Source organism: Pseudomonas azotoformans (assembly GCF_001579805.1).
In the GTDB taxonomy this organism is placed as follows: domain Bacteria; phylum Pseudomonadota; class Gammaproteobacteria; order Pseudomonadales; family Pseudomonadaceae; genus Aquipseudomonas; species Aquipseudomonas azotoformans_A.
This window is the reverse complement of the sequence record NZ_CP014546.1, coordinates 4,058,375-4,074,043: the sequence shown is the minus strand read 5'-3', so window position 1 is coordinate 4,074,043 and position 15,669 is coordinate 4,058,375. Positions and strand designations below refer to the sequence as shown.

The window sequence follows — 15,669 nt, the reverse complement described above, 5'->3', positions numbered from 1 at the left end:
GGAATCAAGGCAGGAAGATGATTTTGTCTGTGCTGCCTTGATTCACCTCCTCATAGCACTGCACCCCATCGGCCAGCGCCACTTCACGCAAGCCGGTGGGCAACGGCAACAGGCCTTCATCAAAGAATCGTCCGAACTGCTCCAGCATCACCGCGCACTGCTCGCAGTTGTAGAGCAACGAATTGATCCCCACCACCGAGCCACCTTTGCGATACAGCGCCAGGGCCGGCAGTTGTACATGGCCGTCCACCGGCGCGGCGATGATCGCGATGCGGCCGAACGGTGCCAAACCTGCAACGGCTGCCGGCAGCCAGAAACCGGTGGTGTCGAAGATCACATCGGCACCGCCCTTGAACACCGCATTGACCTGCGCACCGAGCTCTTCCGGTTTGCCCAAGGCAATCGCCTCAAAACCTTGCGCCTGCAATACCTCGACCTGCTCTGGTCGACGTACAGCGGCCAGCACCTGGGCACCACGGATTTTTGCCAGGGCCAGGGTCGCGCTGCCCACCGCGCCATTGGCACCAATCACCAACAGGCGCATGCCTTGGGTCACGCCACTGCGTTCCAGGGCATCCCAAGCGGTGGTATAGGGCACACCGAGGCTGGCGGCCTGGGCAAAACTCAAATGGCTGGGCTTATGCGCCACGCCCTTGGCCGACACAGTGAGGTACTGGGCGTGGGAGCCATCAGCGAAAAAGCCCAGGTCGCGGCCGGTACCCCAGACTTCCTGGCCCAGCAGTGCCTGCGGCCCTTCCACCACCACACCGGCAAAATCGCGACCGGGAATGCGCGGCAAGGTGGTGTAGGGAAAGCGGCCGAGCACGTTTTTGACGTCGCTGGGATTGAGGCCGGCGGCCTTGACCTGAACCAGCACTTCACCGGCGGCCGGCACCGGGGTGGCGACGTCAACGAAGCGCAGGGCGGCGAGGTCGCCGGTGGCGGAAAATTGCAGTGCTTTCATGGCCAATATCCATCGAAGTTAAGAGAGAGATCAGGAGAACCAGGCGCCCACCAGCTGTCGGCCCATGGGCCAGAGCTTTTCACCCAGCAGCATGCCCATCAGGCCCACCAGAGCGATGGCCGGCGGTGCGGGCGAACGGAAATCCAAGGCACCGTAGATCACGCCGACAAACAGGCCGATGGCGAGGGAAATCAGGTAGTTCATGGGGGCAGCGCCTTGTGGGTGGATGCGCTCAGTCTAGAGCGCTGAATCCTGAAGCATCGGCCAAGTGCTTCAGGATTTCGGCCAAACCCGTCAGCCGACGTACTGCGAAGGCGCCACGCCGAGTTCGCGGCGAAACATGTCGCTGAAACTGCTGGGGGAATAGCCGAGGGAACGTGCGATGGCACTGATCGGCTGGCCTTGGATCAGCTCCGCCACCGCCGTGGCCAATTGCACCTGGCGCCGCCATTCGGCAAAGCCCATGCCCAGGTTATTCTGGAACAGCCGCGACAAGGTACGCACACTGGCGCCGGCAGCTTCGGCATGCTGTTCGAACGGGATCTCCAGGGACGGCGCAGCCATGACCGCCTGGCACGCACTGATCAATCGACGGTCGGCGTCCACCGGCATGGCGATGCGCATCGGTGAACGGCGCGCCCGCTGCAGCTCCAGCAAAGCCAGGCTGACCAGCGCTTCGTAATACGCCACATCGCCGTTATCGCCCTCGTCCACCAGTGTGACGATCAGCTCACGCAATAACCCACCGACTTCGATCACCTGCACCTGGCTGTCCAACGTGGCTGCCAGGGCCGGGCGCAGGTAGATGTTGCGCATCTGCAAATCCGACACCACGCGAATCCCATGTTCCACCCCCGGCGGCAGCCAGACGGCACGCTGTGGCGGCACCACCAGGGCTTCGTGCGGCGTCTCGACCCACATCACGCCGCTCATGGCATAGAGCAATTGGCCCCAGTCATGGCTATGCGGTTCAACGTACAGCCCACGCGGATAAGTACGCGCCAAGGGCTGCACGGGGACGGCGTGATCACTGAGGTCGGGAGGCGCAGCCAGGGCCATGATGTACACATCAATCAAGGGTGAGCCGCCATGGTAATGACCACCGTTCGACAATCCGAGTGAATTTTTACGGACCACGGAGATCATTGGCTTATACCGGCGCAGCTCGGAAGCGTGCGCTACAGGCTTGATCAAGGAGAGAGACCATGGATGCAATACTGTCGGTCAACGGCAAGGCACGGATCGATTACACCCAGGACACCCTGTTCGGGCCGATTACCCGGCATGTCGAATGCCAAGTGAGCTTGCAACACCAAGCTACCAGGACGGTACTGAAGGTATTCCAACCGCTGCCGGACGATCTACGTGATGCGCGTACGTTGGTGTTTGCGCTGGAGGGACGGCGCACCCGTGGCGTGGTCAAGCATCGTCGACACCTGGCCGACCATAGCCTGCGGCTCGAACTCGAACGTCAATAGGAGCCGGCTGGCCGGCTCCCGCAAGCACGTCAGCCTTTGGCGGACTTGGCGCATTCGCACCCGGTCGCCGCCGCACACGGCTCACCATGGGCATGGTGCTCCGCACAGCCCTGACAGCAATAACCCTTGCCGTCCTTCATTACCGCGTCAGCTCCCAGCACACACTTGCAGTGTGGGCAGGCACAGGTTTTATCTGGCATGGTCAGACTCCTTTTTCGTGGTCGTCCCGGTGCGGCGGGCGCCGGCACCTTAATGAAGGACTGCGGCCCGCCGGCGATGGTTCAAACCGTCAGTCGGCGCGGGTATTGCTGCGGTACATGAACAGCAGCGCCAGGGCCAGGCAGACCATCGCCACGATCCGCGCACCCGACAACTCAATCGCCGGATTGCCCAGCCAACCGAAGTTGTCGATCAACATGCCCATGCCCAATTGCCCGACGATCACCGCCACCGTCGCCACCGCCGTACCGACGACAGGCACCGCGCCGACCATCACCATCATGTACACCACACCGAACAAGGCGCCCGTGAGCTGCCATTTCGGCACATCCAGCAGGCTCATCGACTGGGCCGGCTCAAAGAACAAGATCATCAATGCAGTGACAATCGCCCCCACGCCAAAGGTCACCAGGCTGCCACGCAGCACGCCCACCGCCTGGCCCAAACGACCATTGATGGCGGCTTGCACACTCAACACCGCACCTGCGGCGACCACTACTACCAGCAACAAAATCAGGTTCATCGCTTTAACCTCGCGCAATCAGAACAAGTGCCACCACAATCAGTGCCAAGGCAATCCAGCGTTCGCCATTGACCCGCTTGCGCGCCGCGCCGAACCAGCCGAAATGGTCGATCAGCACGCTCTTGCCGACTTGCCCCGAAAGAATCGCGATCATGGTCATCGCAATACCGATATGCGGCGTGGCCAGGGTCAGTACCACCACGTAGATCGGCCCCAGGAAACCACCGATCAACTGCCAGCGCGGCAGCTCGGACAACGCCGGGCCTTTTCGCGGACCACTGAACAACAGCAGTAGAAACAGGATCGCCGAGCCCACGCCAAAGATGCTCAAGGTGGCCCACAAATGCCCGACCTGCACACCCAATGGCCCGAGCAGGCCGGCTTCAACTGACAGGCCCATACCAGCCAGGATCACCAGCGGCAAAAGCAGTAGCCGCAGGCCGTTTTTTTTCGGCTTGGCTGGCGCCACGCCCTCGATGGAACTTGCTTGCATACACCACCTGCACATCAACAAAGGATTGGATGGCGCGCATTATCCGGTGGCCGTGCTGTGCGATAAATGGGAGCATGCCAACAACACCTTTGCGCAAAACGCACAGCCTGGAGGCACGATGCAAGGCTTGAATGAACTGAGCTTCAAGGCACTGCGCCTGTTCGTCGCCGTGCTGGACTTGGGTAGTTTCTCCGAAGTGGCTCGCCGTGAGGGTCTGGCGCCCTCTTCCATCTCCCGGCAGATCCAGCTGATGGAACAGGCCCTAGGCCAGCAATTGCTCTACCGTCACACCCGCGCCGTCAGCCCCACCGAGGCCGGACGCTTGCTCGGACGACATGCGCGCTTGATGCTGGAACAACTGGAAGCCGCCGGCCAGGCGCTGCAGGAACAGGAAAGCGAGCCCAGCGGCCTGGTGCGCATCAATGCGCCGATGGTGTTCGGCCAGCGCCATCTCTCCCCTTGGCTGGGCGAGTTGTGCCGGCGTTATCCGAAGCTGCAACTGGATATCCAACAAACCGACACCTATGTGGACCCGTTGCAGGACGGTACCGACCTGCTTTTTCGGATCGGCGTGCTCAACGACTCCAGCATGCAGGCGCGCATCTTCGCGCCCCAACGCTTTCGCATCGCCGCGAGCCCGGCCTACCTGGCCCGACATGGCACACCGCAACATCCTGACGAACTGATCAACCACCAGTGCCTGGCCTACAAAGGCATTACCGGCCAGCAACGCTGGTTCTTCCGCAAGGGCCAGGGCGACTGGACACCTTATAGCGTCAAGGGCCCGATCACCGGCAATCATGCCGACACGCTCACCTACGCCGCCGAACAAGGGCTGGGGCTGGTGGTGTTTCCCTCTTGGTTGATCGGCGACAGTCTGCGTGCGGGCACTCTGCAGGCGGTGCTGACAGAGTACGACGTGGCGACGACATTGGAGCCCCAGCAAATTGCAGCGCTGTGGCCGGGAAGCCGGCGCTTGTCGCTGAAGGTGCGCACGGTGATTGATTATTTTGTGGAGTGTTTTGGAGCGGTGCCGTATTGGGATCGGTGACCTTTCCAAGTCGAGAAGAACGTCGCTATGAAGGAAATTTCCTTACAGAAATAGGTAGGTCCGTTCTGATTTTCCGGGCCAGTATTTCTGGTCTCTGCAGGCTGCGGCAGACTCTGACGATATCTTTTTGAGAGAGCTGCCATGGAATTCACTTACCCCAAAATATCGCGCGCTGCGCGAACTGCTTCAGCCAGCGGTCTGGCCGTCTTTGATAGTGCACGTAGTTTTGGCTATATTTGGCCAAAATATGGAGATAACCACATGACGACCGTACCTCTGGGCGAAGCGAAAAATAATCTGTCGAAGCTGGTTGACGAAGCTGCCGCCGGCAAGATTATTACCATTGCCAAGCATGGACGTGCGATGGCTCAGCTTGTGCCCGTCGGCAAATCCAAGGGTCGGAGAATCGGTGCAATGAAGGGCAAGCTCGTCATTCCTGAAGACTTCGATGCACCCTTGCCTGACGACCTACTGGATGCCTTCGAAGGCAACCGCTTATGAGAATGTTGCTGGATACCCATATTCTGCTTTGGACGCTGAGTGAAGATCCTAAGCTATCCAGCAAAGCCAGGAAGCTGATTGAGAACGCAGCAGAGATTTACATCAGCGCTGCAACATTCTGGGAGCTGTCAATTAAGGTCGGCCTGGGGAAACTCACCGTCGATCTGGATGAAATCCGTGAGTACTGCCTGGAAAGCGGATTCGTCGAACTGCCCATCACTCCAGAACATGCGATCGCGGTCAAGGACCTTGAGCACCATCACAAGGATCCGTTTGATCGACTCATCGTTGCGACCGCCATCAGCGAGCCCATGAAGCTATTGACCGCCGATCCGCAGGTCGCCCAATACACGTCCCTGGCAATTCTGGTGTAAGTCGTCCCAATTGCTTCGGTGCGCCTACCCAAACACCCACTGCCCTATCAACCAGGCATTCGCCCCACTGATCACCGCAAACAGAAACCACGCCAGCAAGCGTGTCGGCAGCCGATTCACGAATGGCCCCATCAGTTGCTTGTCACCGGTCATGCGGATCAGCGGATACAGCGCGAACGGCAATTGCAGGCTGAGCACCACCTGGCTGAGGATCAGCAACTTGCCGATGGCATCGTCGCCCATCAGCCATACCCCCAAAAACGCCGGGATCAGCGCCAGGCCACGGGTGATCAAACGCCGTTGCCAGCAGGGAATGCGCAGGTTGAGGTAGCCCTCCATGATCACCTGCCCGGCGATGGTGCCGGTAAAGGTGGAGCTTTGCCCGGAGGCCAGCAAGGCAATGCCGAACAGGATGCTGGCGAAGGCACCGCCGACCAGCGGATCAAGCAGGTGATAGGCATCCTGGATCTCGACCACGTCAGTGTGGCCGGTCTTGTGGAAAGCTGCGGCGGCGAGCACCAGGATCGCGGCGTTGACCAACAAGGCAAGGGCCAGCGAGCCGATGGTGTCGATACGCGCCAACTTGACCGCGTCCTGTTTGCTGGCCAGGTCCTTGCCGATCAGGCGGGTTTGCACGATGGAACTGTGCAGGTAGAGGTTATGAGGCATCACCGTGGCCCCGAGGATGCCGATGGCCAAATACAGCGGTGCAGCATCGCTGATGGCCGACAGTGACGGGGTGAAACCACTGAACACGTCTGGCCAGTAAGGTTTGATCAGGACCAGTTCGATGAAGAAACACACGCCGATGGTCGCCACCAGCGCCAGCATGATCGCTTCCAAACGGCGGAAACCCCGGTTCTGCAGGGCCAGGATCAGCAGTGTGTCGAAGGCGGTGATGACAATGCCGGTGGTCAGCGACACCCCCAGCAGCAGGTGGAATGCCAGGGCGCAGCCCAGCACCTCGGCAAGGTCGGTGGCGATGATGGAGATTTCCGCCAGCACCCACTGGGTGCGTGCAGACCGCTGGCTATAGCGCTCACGGCAGAGTTGCGCCAGGTCCTTGCCGGTGGCGATGCCCAACCTTGAACACAGGCACTGCACCGCCATCCCTGCCAGGCTGGCCAGCAGCACCACAAACAACAGGTTGTAACCGTAGCGCGAGCCGGCCTCGATGGCCGTGGCCCAGTTGCCGGGGTCCATGTAGCCGATGGAGATCAGCAGCCCAGGCCCGGCAAACATGAGGATGCGCTTAAAGAACGAAGCCTTGGGATCAACGGCGACAGAACCCGCCACTTCCGGCGGGCAGAACGGGGCGGTGGCGATTTTTGGCAGGCTGAATTTCACGCGGTATCCCAGGCAAACACACAAGATAAGGCCGCAGCTTATCAGTCGGACGCGACCGTGCGCATCACCGTGTCCCGTGGCAGGTCGAACGCCTCGACCACTTGCACCACCAGGTCCATCTCCTGGTTCAGTGCTTCACGCTCCATGCGCTGGCGAATCACGCCGATCACCAGCACCGCCAGGGTGGTGATCGAATACGCAGGGCCGGAAAACGCGCGCACGCCGCTCACCACCAGCATCGCCGCAGCTACCGCCTGCCCCACCACCGGAATCGCCGTGGCCGCACCGCGTCGCAGGATAAAACCGGTCAACCCGGCCAGCGCTGTACCGCTCAACGCGGTGGTGGCCGACCGGCCCACGTCAAAACGCCTGAACAGCCCCTGCTCCTTTTGCGCGGCAGCTTTGAGTTCCGCGTCGAACACCAGCCGGTCCGCATGGCTGAGTTTGTCTTTGTACTGTTCGATGAGTTTTTCGGCGACCTGGGTTTCAAGGTCAGCCAATTCGACGGTATCGAGCGGTTCATCGAACTTGATACCCAGCCGCTGCACGACATCTTCGGCGATCTGGCGATAACTCACGCCATGGCCACGGGCCAGGTTCATAAAGGTATCGCCGCCCATGCGCTGCAACTCGATGGCCAGCTTGAGCGGCTCGCGCACGCTGGCGTCTATGGATGCACTGCGTTTTTGCGCCATCAACTCGGCGAAGAACTTCAACTCCTCAGGCCGCGCCTGGACCAACGCCGGGAACAGGTCCGCGTCCTCTTCGGCAAAACGCACGTCGGCGCTGCGCTGGTCGGAGCGGATCATGCCGCGCCGCTCGTGCAGCAGGTCGGTGTACTGCACCACCGTCTGCAACTGCGGCCAGTAAGCGGCGTGATCGAAGGTCGCCAGGTGCACATTGGTGACCTTGGCCTTGAGCGCCGGCGTTACCGGAATGGCATAGCGGCCGATGCAACGCTCAGTATCCGGTTTCAGGGCCAAGGCCCAGTCTTTGCTGGAGTGGCAATTGATCACGCGGCCTTTTAGCGGCGCGGACACGTCATCCCACGGGCTGGACGTGCAGATCGCCCCACCCATCAACAGCAGGTTGTCCAACGGCAGCTCGCGGGCGGTATCAGGGCTAGCCAGCAAACTCTTGACCAGGATGCGCGCGCCCAGGGAATGGCCAATCAGGTTGATGCGCCGCACTTCAAGGGATTCACCGTGCAGGTAGGCGGCCAGCTCTGGCAGCAGGCTCCTGGCAACTTCATCTACCCGCGCCTCGACGCTTTTATAGTGGTCGAGAAAGTAGGCAATCGCTTTGCCGACGCCCACGGTAGCCGCGCCCAGGCTGCCGCCGCCGAGCATCGCGCCGATCACGTCCTTGAACGGCGCAAACAGGTTTTCCAGGAAATGCCCCGCCGGCCAGAACAGCATCAGGTTGGTCGAGCCTTCGATGCCCGCCAACTGTGCCTTGAAGCTGCCCAGCTGTTGCCGGTTGAAGAACGCCGAATAACCGTGGACATAGAGATTAAGCACATCACCCTGGGGCTCACCACACATCAAGAACGTGGGCTTGCGGGTGCGGTGCATTTCATCCCACTGGTGCTGCATGGGGCAATGACTCCTAGTGACAAGGGACGGCGATAGTAACAAAGGCCGGGGTTCAACGTGGTACCGCTGGGGGAAAAGGCACCGCATTGGCCTCCTCGTCCTTTCAAAACAGGGAGGCCGCCTTGGACTTGGCCAGATAGCGCGCCGGCGAATCGCCCAGGTTGCGGCGGAACACTGAGGTGAACGCGCTGGAGCTGCTGAACCCCAACTCGAACGCCACATCGGTGATGGACGAGCCGTGACTGAGCCGCGCCGTCGCCTCCAACAGGCACACTTGCTGGCGCCAGGACACAAAGGTCATGCCGGTGCATTCACGAAAGTTACGGGTAAAGGTGCGCCGGCTCATGCTCGACCAGTCGGCCATCTCGCAGATGGAGATCTTCTGCGTCGGCGCCTCAAGGAAGCGCTGACAAGAACGGGCCAGACGCGCTTCGGAGGGCAACGGCGCACTGAGGGGCAACTCGGGCATGGCGCCGATTTCATCGATCAACAGGGTCAACACGCAACGGTCACGCACGCTGGGCGAGGCTGATGGCCCAATCGCCAAAGCCGCTTCCAGCAGATGGCGCAACAGTGGCGAGACGCCAAATACCTGGCAATAGTCCTGCAACCCTGCGCGTCGGGCCGCATCGTCGTCCAGGTAGGTATTGAGCATCACCACATCGCCGCGCATGTGCATCTCGTGGGACACCCCGCCCGGCACCCAGATGGCGCGCTGCGGCGGCACGACCCAATTACCGAGGTCAGTGAACATTTTCAATGCGCCGGTGGACGCATAGGCGAACTGCCCACGCCGGTGGGTATGACGCGGAAACACCGTGCCGGACGGGTACTCGCGCAGCGTCACCACCGCTTCGGGGCTATCGGGTTCGTAAGGAGAATAGGTAAAGGTCGGCGGCATGGCCCGATTTTGTCAAAGTATGACCTGACATAGCAAGCGGGCCATTACTCTGCCACCTAGAATCGTCGCTCCCCAAGTTGGGTTCATCTCGAAGGGATATTCGGAAAATGAGTGTCAAAAACTACTTGGACGTACGAGTAGACGGCGCCGTTCTGATGGTGGGTCTCAACCGCCCGCAGAAGCGAAACGCCATGTCTCTGGAAGTCATGCACGAACTGCGCGAAACCTTTACCAACATGCCTGAAGGCATTGGTGCCGCGGTGCTCTACAGCACCAGCCAGCATTTCTGCACGGGGTTGGACTTGTCGGAAATCCGCGACCAGTCGGTGATCGATAACGTCCAGGCCTTCCGCGAATGGCACAAGACCTTCGAACTGATCCAGTTCGGCAAGGTGCCCGTCGTCGCCGCCATTACCGGTGCCGCCATCGGTGGTGGCCTGGAGATCGCCACCGCTTGCAGCCTGCGCGTGGTGGATGACAGCGCCTTCTTCTCGCTGCCCGAAGCCATGCGCGGCCTGTATGTGGGTGTCGGCGCCTCGGTGCGCTTCCCACGCATCGCCGGCATCGCCTTGATGACCGACATGATGCTCACCGGCCGCACGCTCTACGCCAAGGAAAGCTATGAGCGCGGCGTGGCCCAGTACCTGGTGCCGGTCGGCCAGGCGGTGCTCAAGGCCACCGAGTTGGCGCACAAGATCGCCGGCAACCTGCCCATGACCAACTACGCAGTGACCCACGTGCTGCCGCGTATTGTCGATCAAAGCCAGCAGGACGGCCTGATGACGGAAGCCTTGATTGCCGCCGTGGTGTCTTCCGACATCCGCACACAGGATCGCCTGGCGGACTTTCTGGATCGCAAGAAGGACAAGATCCAAACCGCGCCAGCGGTGTAACTCCCGGTCGTGAACGTTGCCGAGCACACCTCGGCAAACCATGGATGGCCTTCACAACTCACTATCAACCCGGTGAAACCATGTTTCAGCACAGCACTCAAGACGATCTTTATCGCAGCAATGACGCGACCGATGAACGATTGATCAAAATCGAACGCAGCTGGCACAAACGCGCACAGATCAAGCTCGATTCCCAGCGCCCGGATATCCAGCTTGACCTGCAGGCGCCGGACTTTCTCGAGGCCCTGTTACCTTTCGCCCATGATCCGCATTACCAGCAATACCCCCACGCCCTGAAGCTGCTGATCCTGTCGGCCGGCTGGGTGATCTATAACCAGAAAACCATCGCCATCGAAACCGAAATCATCTGCCCGTCCTGCATCGACCTGCTGCAGCTCGGCTCGCGCCTGAGCTCCGCCAGCGCCGCGACGATTTCCGAAACCCTGGCGGATGAGGCTTATCACACACTGTTTTCGATCAACATGTGTGAGCTGGCCATCACCCAGCGCGGCATGCGCATCAAATGGCCGGAACTGGAACTGACCCGCCACTTGAGCCAGGCCCAGGCCACCCTGTCCGAGGCGGACTTCAAGATCTACCGCCTGGCCTTCTCGCTGGTCTCGGAGACGTTTATCAGCGACTACCTGGCCGACCTCAGCGACGCGCCAGACATCCAGCCGGTGTTCCGCCACGTGGTGGCCCTGCACAAAAAAGACGAACTGGTGCACAAGCACATCTTCCCGCTGTTCGTGCAGCAGGTGGTCGGTGACTTCACCGCGCAGCAAACCGCCTTGTTCACCCGCGGCATCGCCAACTCGATCCGAATCTTCCCGATGCGCGAGATTTCGGCGTGGCGAATCATCCTGCCGCAACTGCTCGAAGTGTTCGGCGATCAATCGCTGCTGCTACCGACTCAATTTACCGAGACCGGCGAAGCGGACTACTCGGCCATGCCCGAGATCCTCAGCTCCATTGGCATACACCCCGAAGCGGTGCTGCCCGAGCTGCCAGTGATGAGCGAACCGGCCACCACCGTTTAAAACCAGCGTGCCGCTGACCAATACAAATTCAATAGAGTAATTGTCATGTGTGGATACATTGGCGTCTTTGCCAAACAACCTCGTGCGTTCAACCCGAACATGTTCGATGCCGCCCTGCGTGCAATCCATCATCGCGGCCCGGACAGCTCCAGCCAGTGGTTCGACCCCAACGGCCAGGCCGCCTTTGGTTATGTGCGCCTGGGCCTGGTCGGCCTGGGTAACGGCACCCAGCCTATCGTGGCCGACGAAGGCGATCTGGTGATGATGGTCAACGGCGAGTTCTATGACTATCAACGCATCCGCGCCGAACTGGAAAGCTACGGATGCCGCTTCAAGACCTCGTCCGACAGCGAAATCGCCATGCACCTGTACCGTCGCCATGGCGTACGTGGCCTCAAGCAGCTGCGCGGCGAGTTCACCATCCTGATCTTCGATCGCCTGCGCAAAAAGCTGTTTGCCGTGCGTGACCGGGTGGGCGTCAAGCCGCTGTACTACACCGAGCATGAAGGTGCCTGGTACTTCGCCTCCGAGATCAAAGCCTTGCTCGCCGCCGGCGTGCCCGCGCAGTGGGACCACGAAGCCTACGCCAATCGCGGTTTTATCCTGCGCGACCGTACCGTCTTCAACAACATTCGCAGCGTGAAACCGGGTTGCTGGATCATCGCCGATGAAAGCGGCCTGCAGACCGAGCAGTACTGGGACTGGGACTTCCCGGATGCCCAGGACACCGAACAGCGCAGCGAAGCCGAGATGATCGAGTCCCTGCGCAGCACCATCGAAGAGTCCGTGCGCCTGCGCCTGCATGCCGATGTACCGGTCGGCGTGTGCCTCAGTGGCGGCCTCGATTCATCGGCCATGCTGGGAATTGCCACCGAGCTGACGGGTCAGCCATTGCAGGCATTCCACCTGTCCTTCGAAGGCGAGCAGGCCTACGACGAGCGCCAATTCGCTGAAGTTGCCGCCCGACACAACCGTGCTCACCTCAACGTGCTGTCGGTGAACTCTTCCGACATGGCGGATAACTTCGAAAATGCCCTGTGGCACGCCGAAATGCCCTTCGCCAACGCTCACAGCGTGGCCAAGTACCTGCTGTGCAAATACGTGCAAAACCAGGGCATGCGCGCCGTACTGACCGGTGAAGGTGCCGACGAAGTCTTCGGCGGCTACCCGCACTATCGTCGCGACATGGTGTTGTACAACCACGAAAACCAGGACCCGACGGCGATTGCCGAACTGACCCGGCGCCTGCATGCCGGCGAAGATCGCTACCTGCCCGGCGGCAAGAATGATGTGAAATGGGTGCAGGACGAACTGGGCCACGGCGTGTCCTGGCTGCAAACGCAGTCTGCGTTGTTCGGCCCCATGGCGCAGTTGTACAGCGATGACTTCCGTGAGCGTTTCAGCAACACCGATGCCTATCGTGAGTTCTACGACCGCCTGAGCCCACGGGCGCTCAACGGCTGGGAACCGGTCAACCGTTCGCTGTACATGGTCGCCAAGTCCAGCCTGCCCAACGTGGTACTCACCTCCCTGGGCGACCGCATGGAAATGGCCGGCAGCCTGGAAGGCCGCCCGCCGCTGCTCGATCACCAAGTGATCGAGGCCGCGTGCCGCCTGCCGGTGAACATGAAAGTGCGCGGCGCCACCGAGAAATACGCCTTGCGCGAAGCCATGCGCCCTTACGTGCCGCAGGCCGTGTTGGACCGCAAAAAGCAATACTTCCGCGCTCCACCGGCATCCGAAAGCCCGCAATCGAAGCTGTATGAAATGATCAACGATGTGTTGAGCGGCCCGGCATTGCACAACGTGCCGTTCTTCGATCCGCGTAAAGTACGCGCCTTGCTGGCAACCTTGCCAAGCCTGTCCACCGCACAGCGCGCCTCGGCAGATAACCTGCTGATGGAAATCGCCGGGCTGTGCCTGATGCAAAAACGCTTCGCCTTGAATTGACTTCCCGGCGGCACCTCGCGATTGCGGTGTGCCGCCTGACCCAAGGAGGGTCCATGCTGAAAAAACATCTGTCTCTTGCTGTGCTCGTCACCCTGGTATGGGGGGTCAATTTCCCCATCACCAAGCTCGGCCTGCGTGCCATCGACCCGTTTGTACTCACGGGTATCCGCTTTGCCCTCGCCGCCCTGCCGCTGGTGTTCTTTATCAAACGTCCCGCCGTCAAGTTCAGCTACGTGGCCGCCTATGGCTTCATCTTCGGGCTGGGCATGTGGGGCGTGATCAACTATGGCATCCAAGTGGGCGTGAGCCCCGGTATCGCCTCGTTGATTATCCAGCTCAGCGTGTTCTTCACCATGGGCTGGGGCTTTTTGCTGTTCAAGGAAAAGATCCGTGGCGCGCAGATGCTCGGCGCCGTGCTGGCCTTGATCGGCCTGGCGGGGATCATCTCGACCCAGGAAGGCAACCATGCGGTGCTGGGCGTCATGCTGATCGTGCTCAGCGCGGTGGCCTGGAGCGTCGGCAACGTGATCATCAAGAAATCCGGGGTCAAGGAGATCTTCTCGTTCATGGTGTGGGCCAGCCTGATCCCGCCGATCCCGCTGTTCCTCACGGCCTGGTTGATGCACGGCAGCGCCGCGTTCGAAGGCTTGCAGGCCAGCCTCGACCTGACGGCGGTTTTGTCGATCCTGTTCCAGGTGTACCTGGCCACGCACTTCGCCTACTGGGGCTGGAACTCGTTGCTCAAGCTGTACCCGGTGTCCACCGTGGCGCCGCTGTCGTTGCTGATTCCGGTATTCGGCATCACCAGTTCGATGCTGATTCTGGATGAGCGCATTTCCACGCCGAACCTGATCTCGATCGGGATCATCATCGTCGGGTTGGCGGTGGGGCTGTACCGCAGGCCAGCCAACCTCGCGCCCGTGGAATCGCAGCCGATTGTCCATATGGATAGATAGTCATGGCATAAATTCGAGATTTTGTTCGTGTATTGAGTGCTTTAGCCTGGGTCCAGTCCTGTACTGAACCGAAGGAAATACCATGAGCACGCCTGAATTTTTTGTCACTCCCGGCTACGGCGATTACATGCGCGAGCACCTGCATTACTCGCAAGCGGTAAAAGTCGGTAATCGCGTGGAAACCTCAGGCCAAGGGGGCTGGGACGATGAGTTCCAGATCCCCGCCGACCTGGCCGACGAGATCGCTCAGGCGTTCCACAACCTGGAACGCACCCTCGCGACTGCCGGCGCCAGTTGGGAGCACGTGATTCACGTCAACTCCTACCACGTCGGTGGTTTCCCGCCCGAGGTCAACGAGGCGATGGTCAAGCACTACCGCCAGTACATGCCCCACCATGCGCCGATCTGGACGCAAGTCGGCGTAGAGGCCCTGGGCCTGCCGACCATGCGCGTGGAAATCCGCGTGATTGCGATCATTCCCTGACCCCGAACCTGCGAATCACCCACTCGACAAATACCTTGAGCCGCACGCTCTGGTGGCGATTGGGTGGATAGAGGATGTGCAGCGGCGTAGCCGGACGCGACCACTGCGGCAACACACTGACCAATTGACCGTTGTCCACGTAGTACTGAACGATGGCTTTGAAATGCTGCCCGACGCCCAGGCCGGCGAGCAGCATTTCCTTGAGGCCGTTGCCTTCATTGGTGGAATAGGCGCAATCGCCCACTTCAATACGCCTGTCGCCCTGTTCGAAAATCAGTGGCTCCGCTTTACCAGATCCGGCAAAAAAATAGCCGGCCTTGAGGTGGTTGAGCGCCAGATCCTCCGGGGAAACCGGCACACCTCGGCGCTCCAGATAATCAGGGGCCGCGCAGGTCAAATATTCCAGGTCGGTCACCTTGCGCCCGATCATCGCCATGTCATCCAGCTTGCCGGCACGGATCACGCAATCCACACCCTCCCCCACAATGTTCACCGCGCGATCACTGATACCCAAGGCGATGGTGATATCGGGACACTCGCGATGAAAATCCACCAGCGCCGGAATCAGCAGGCAATTGGCAAACGACGCCGGTGCATCGACCCGCAGATGCCCGCGGGGCTTGAGGACTTGCCCGCGAATGGCGCTGTCCACTTCGTCCAACTCTGCGACCAGGCGCCGGGCATGTTGGTAATACTCCAATCCCTCGGACGTGGGCGCCATAGCCCGCGTGGTGCGGTGCATCAGCTTGATGCCCAGGTGTTTCTCAAGGTCGGTGATCAGCTTGCTCACGGTGGAGCGCGGCAGTGCCAACTGGTCGGATGCACGACTGAATGAGCTGGTTTCGACGACGCGAACAAAGGCGCGCATGGCGAGAAGTTGGTTCACAAGGATGACCTTCT

General features: G+C 60.6%; 19 protein-coding genes. 9 read left to right on the top strand and 10 right to left on the bottom strand.

Annotated elements, in window-relative coordinates; all coding sequences use genetic code 11:
* Positions 1 to 4 precede the first annotated feature (4 nt).
* The 3 genes from AYR47_RS19040 to AYR47_RS19035 all read right to left on the bottom strand — a co-directional run bounded on the left by AYR47_RS19040 (position 5) and on the right by AYR47_RS19035 (position 2,023).
* A complete protein-coding gene (locus AYR47_RS19040; RefSeq protein ID WP_061436315.1) occupies positions 5 to 964 on the bottom strand; it encodes a quinone oxidoreductase family protein in 960 nt (319 codons plus the stop codon).
* Between the two features lie 30 nt (positions 965 to 994).
* Positions 995 to 1,168, bottom strand: coding sequence for a DUF1427 family protein (locus tag AYR47_RS32200; protein WP_080642457.1), 174 nt, complete (start codon positions 1,166 to 1,168; stop codon positions 995 to 997).
* Positions 1,169 to 1,258: 90 nt separating this feature from the next.
* Entirely contained in the window at positions 1,259 to 2,023 is a 765-nt protein-coding gene (locus AYR47_RS19035) for an AraC family transcriptional regulator (RefSeq protein WP_033901612.1), read from the bottom strand.
* Positions 2,024 to 2,169: 146 nt separating this feature from the next.
* Between AYR47_RS19035 and AYR47_RS19030 the strand changes: the two genes are divergently transcribed.
* The gene (locus AYR47_RS19030; RefSeq protein ID WP_033901581.1) at positions 2,170 to 2,442 is read left to right on the top strand and encodes a hypothetical protein; all 273 of its coding nucleotides are present in this window, start codon (positions 2,170 to 2,172) and stop codon (positions 2,440 to 2,442) included.
* Between the two features lie 29 nt (positions 2,443 to 2,471).
* Here AYR47_RS19030 and AYR47_RS32195 read toward each other — a convergent pair whose 3' ends face one another.
* The 3 genes from AYR47_RS32195 to AYR47_RS19020 all read right to left on the bottom strand — a co-directional run bounded on the left by AYR47_RS32195 (position 2,472) and on the right by AYR47_RS19020 (position 3,677).
* A complete protein-coding gene (locus AYR47_RS32195; protein ID WP_016977247.1) occupies positions 2,472 to 2,642 on the bottom strand; it encodes a metallothionein in 171 nt (56 codons plus the stop codon).
* An 89-nt stretch (positions 2,643 to 2,731) separates the two neighbouring features.
* Positions 2,732 to 3,184, bottom strand: a complete 453-nt coding sequence (locus AYR47_RS19025) for a DMT family transporter (protein WP_033901582.1) — start codon at positions 3,182 to 3,184, stop codon at positions 2,732 to 2,734.
* 4 nt (positions 3,185 to 3,188) lie between these two features.
* Positions 3,189 to 3,677, bottom strand: coding sequence for a DMT family transporter (locus tag AYR47_RS19020; RefSeq protein WP_033901583.1), 489 nt, complete (start codon positions 3,675 to 3,677; stop codon positions 3,189 to 3,191).
* A 118-nt stretch (positions 3,678 to 3,795) separates the two neighbouring features.
* On the opposite strand from AYR47_RS19020, the gene AYR47_RS19015 reads away from it, so the two are divergent.
* The 3 genes from AYR47_RS19015 (at position 3,796) to AYR47_RS19005 (ending at position 5,603) form a co-directional block, all read left to right on the top strand.
* Positions 3,796 to 4,728, top strand: coding sequence for a LysR family transcriptional regulator (locus AYR47_RS19015; protein WP_061449448.1), 933 nt, complete (start codon positions 3,796 to 3,798; stop codon positions 4,726 to 4,728).
* 141 nt (positions 4,729 to 4,869) lie between these two features.
* Positions 4,870 to 5,229 carry a type II toxin-antitoxin system Phd/YefM family antitoxin gene (locus AYR47_RS19010; RefSeq protein ID WP_237142483.1) on the top strand — a complete coding sequence of 120 codons (360 nt, stop codon included), beginning with the start codon at positions 4,870 to 4,872 and terminating at the stop codon, positions 5,227 to 5,229.
* Complete coding sequence (locus AYR47_RS19005) at positions 5,226 to 5,603, top strand: type II toxin-antitoxin system VapC family toxin (protein WP_033901585.1); 378 nt, start codon at positions 5,226 to 5,228, stop codon at positions 5,601 to 5,603. The genes AYR47_RS19010 and AYR47_RS19005 overlap by 4 nt, the downstream gene beginning before the upstream one ends.
* 24 nt (positions 5,604 to 5,627) lie before the next feature.
* Here the strand turns inward: AYR47_RS19005 and AYR47_RS19000 are convergent, their stop codons facing one another.
* From AYR47_RS19000 to AYR47_RS18990, 3 genes are all read right to left on the bottom strand, one after another.
* Complete coding sequence (locus AYR47_RS19000; RefSeq protein WP_061436313.1) at positions 5,628 to 6,950, bottom strand: Nramp family divalent metal transporter; 1,323 nt, start codon at positions 6,948 to 6,950, stop codon at positions 5,628 to 5,630.
* 41 nt (positions 6,951 to 6,991) lie between these two features.
* On the bottom strand, positions 6,992 to 8,545 hold the full coding sequence (locus AYR47_RS18995; RefSeq protein WP_033901587.1) for a DUF726 domain-containing protein: 1,554 nt from the start codon (positions 8,543 to 8,545) through the stop codon (positions 6,992 to 6,994).
* Between the two features lie 103 nt (positions 8,546 to 8,648).
* Positions 8,649 to 9,446: an AraC family transcriptional regulator gene (locus AYR47_RS18990; protein ID WP_028619798.1), complete on the bottom strand. Its 798-nt coding sequence runs from the start codon at positions 9,444 to 9,446 to the stop codon at positions 8,649 to 8,651.
* Between the two features lie 107 nt (positions 9,447 to 9,553).
* Between AYR47_RS18990 and AYR47_RS18985 the strand changes: the two genes are divergently transcribed.
* The 5 genes from AYR47_RS18985 to AYR47_RS18965 all read left to right on the top strand — a co-directional run bounded on the left by AYR47_RS18985 (position 9,554) and on the right by AYR47_RS18965 (position 14,769).
* The gene (locus AYR47_RS18985) at positions 9,554 to 10,339 is read left to right on the top strand and encodes a crotonase/enoyl-CoA hydratase family protein (protein ID WP_033901589.1); all 786 of its coding nucleotides are present in this window, start codon (positions 9,554 to 9,556) and stop codon (positions 10,337 to 10,339) included.
* A gap of 80 nt (positions 10,340 to 10,419) precedes the next feature.
* Entirely contained in the window at positions 10,420 to 11,379 is a 960-nt protein-coding gene (locus tag AYR47_RS18980) for a diiron oxygenase (RefSeq protein ID WP_033901590.1), read from the top strand.
* A gap of 45 nt (positions 11,380 to 11,424) precedes the next feature.
* On the top strand, positions 11,425 to 13,329 hold the full coding sequence (gene asnB / locus AYR47_RS18975; protein ID WP_061436310.1) for an asparagine synthase (glutamine-hydrolyzing): 1,905 nt from the start codon (positions 11,425 to 11,427) through the stop codon (positions 13,327 to 13,329).
* A gap of 53 nt (positions 13,330 to 13,382) precedes the next feature.
* A complete protein-coding gene (locus AYR47_RS18970; RefSeq protein ID WP_033901593.1) occupies positions 13,383 to 14,285 on the top strand; it encodes an EamA family transporter in 903 nt (300 codons plus the stop codon).
* A gap of 82 nt (positions 14,286 to 14,367) precedes the next feature.
* Positions 14,368 to 14,769, top strand: coding sequence for a RidA family protein (locus tag AYR47_RS18965; protein ID WP_061436309.1), 402 nt, complete (start codon positions 14,368 to 14,370; stop codon positions 14,767 to 14,769).
* On the opposite strand, the gene AYR47_RS18960 is transcribed toward AYR47_RS18965, so the two are convergent.
* Positions 14,759 to 15,655 carry a LysR family transcriptional regulator gene (locus AYR47_RS18960; protein ID WP_237142482.1) on the bottom strand — a complete coding sequence of 299 codons (897 nt, stop codon included), beginning with the start codon at positions 15,653 to 15,655 and terminating at the stop codon, positions 14,759 to 14,761. The two genes, AYR47_RS18965 and AYR47_RS18960, sit on opposite strands and share 11 nt — an antisense overlap.
* Positions 15,656 to 15,669: the final 14 nt, after the last annotated feature.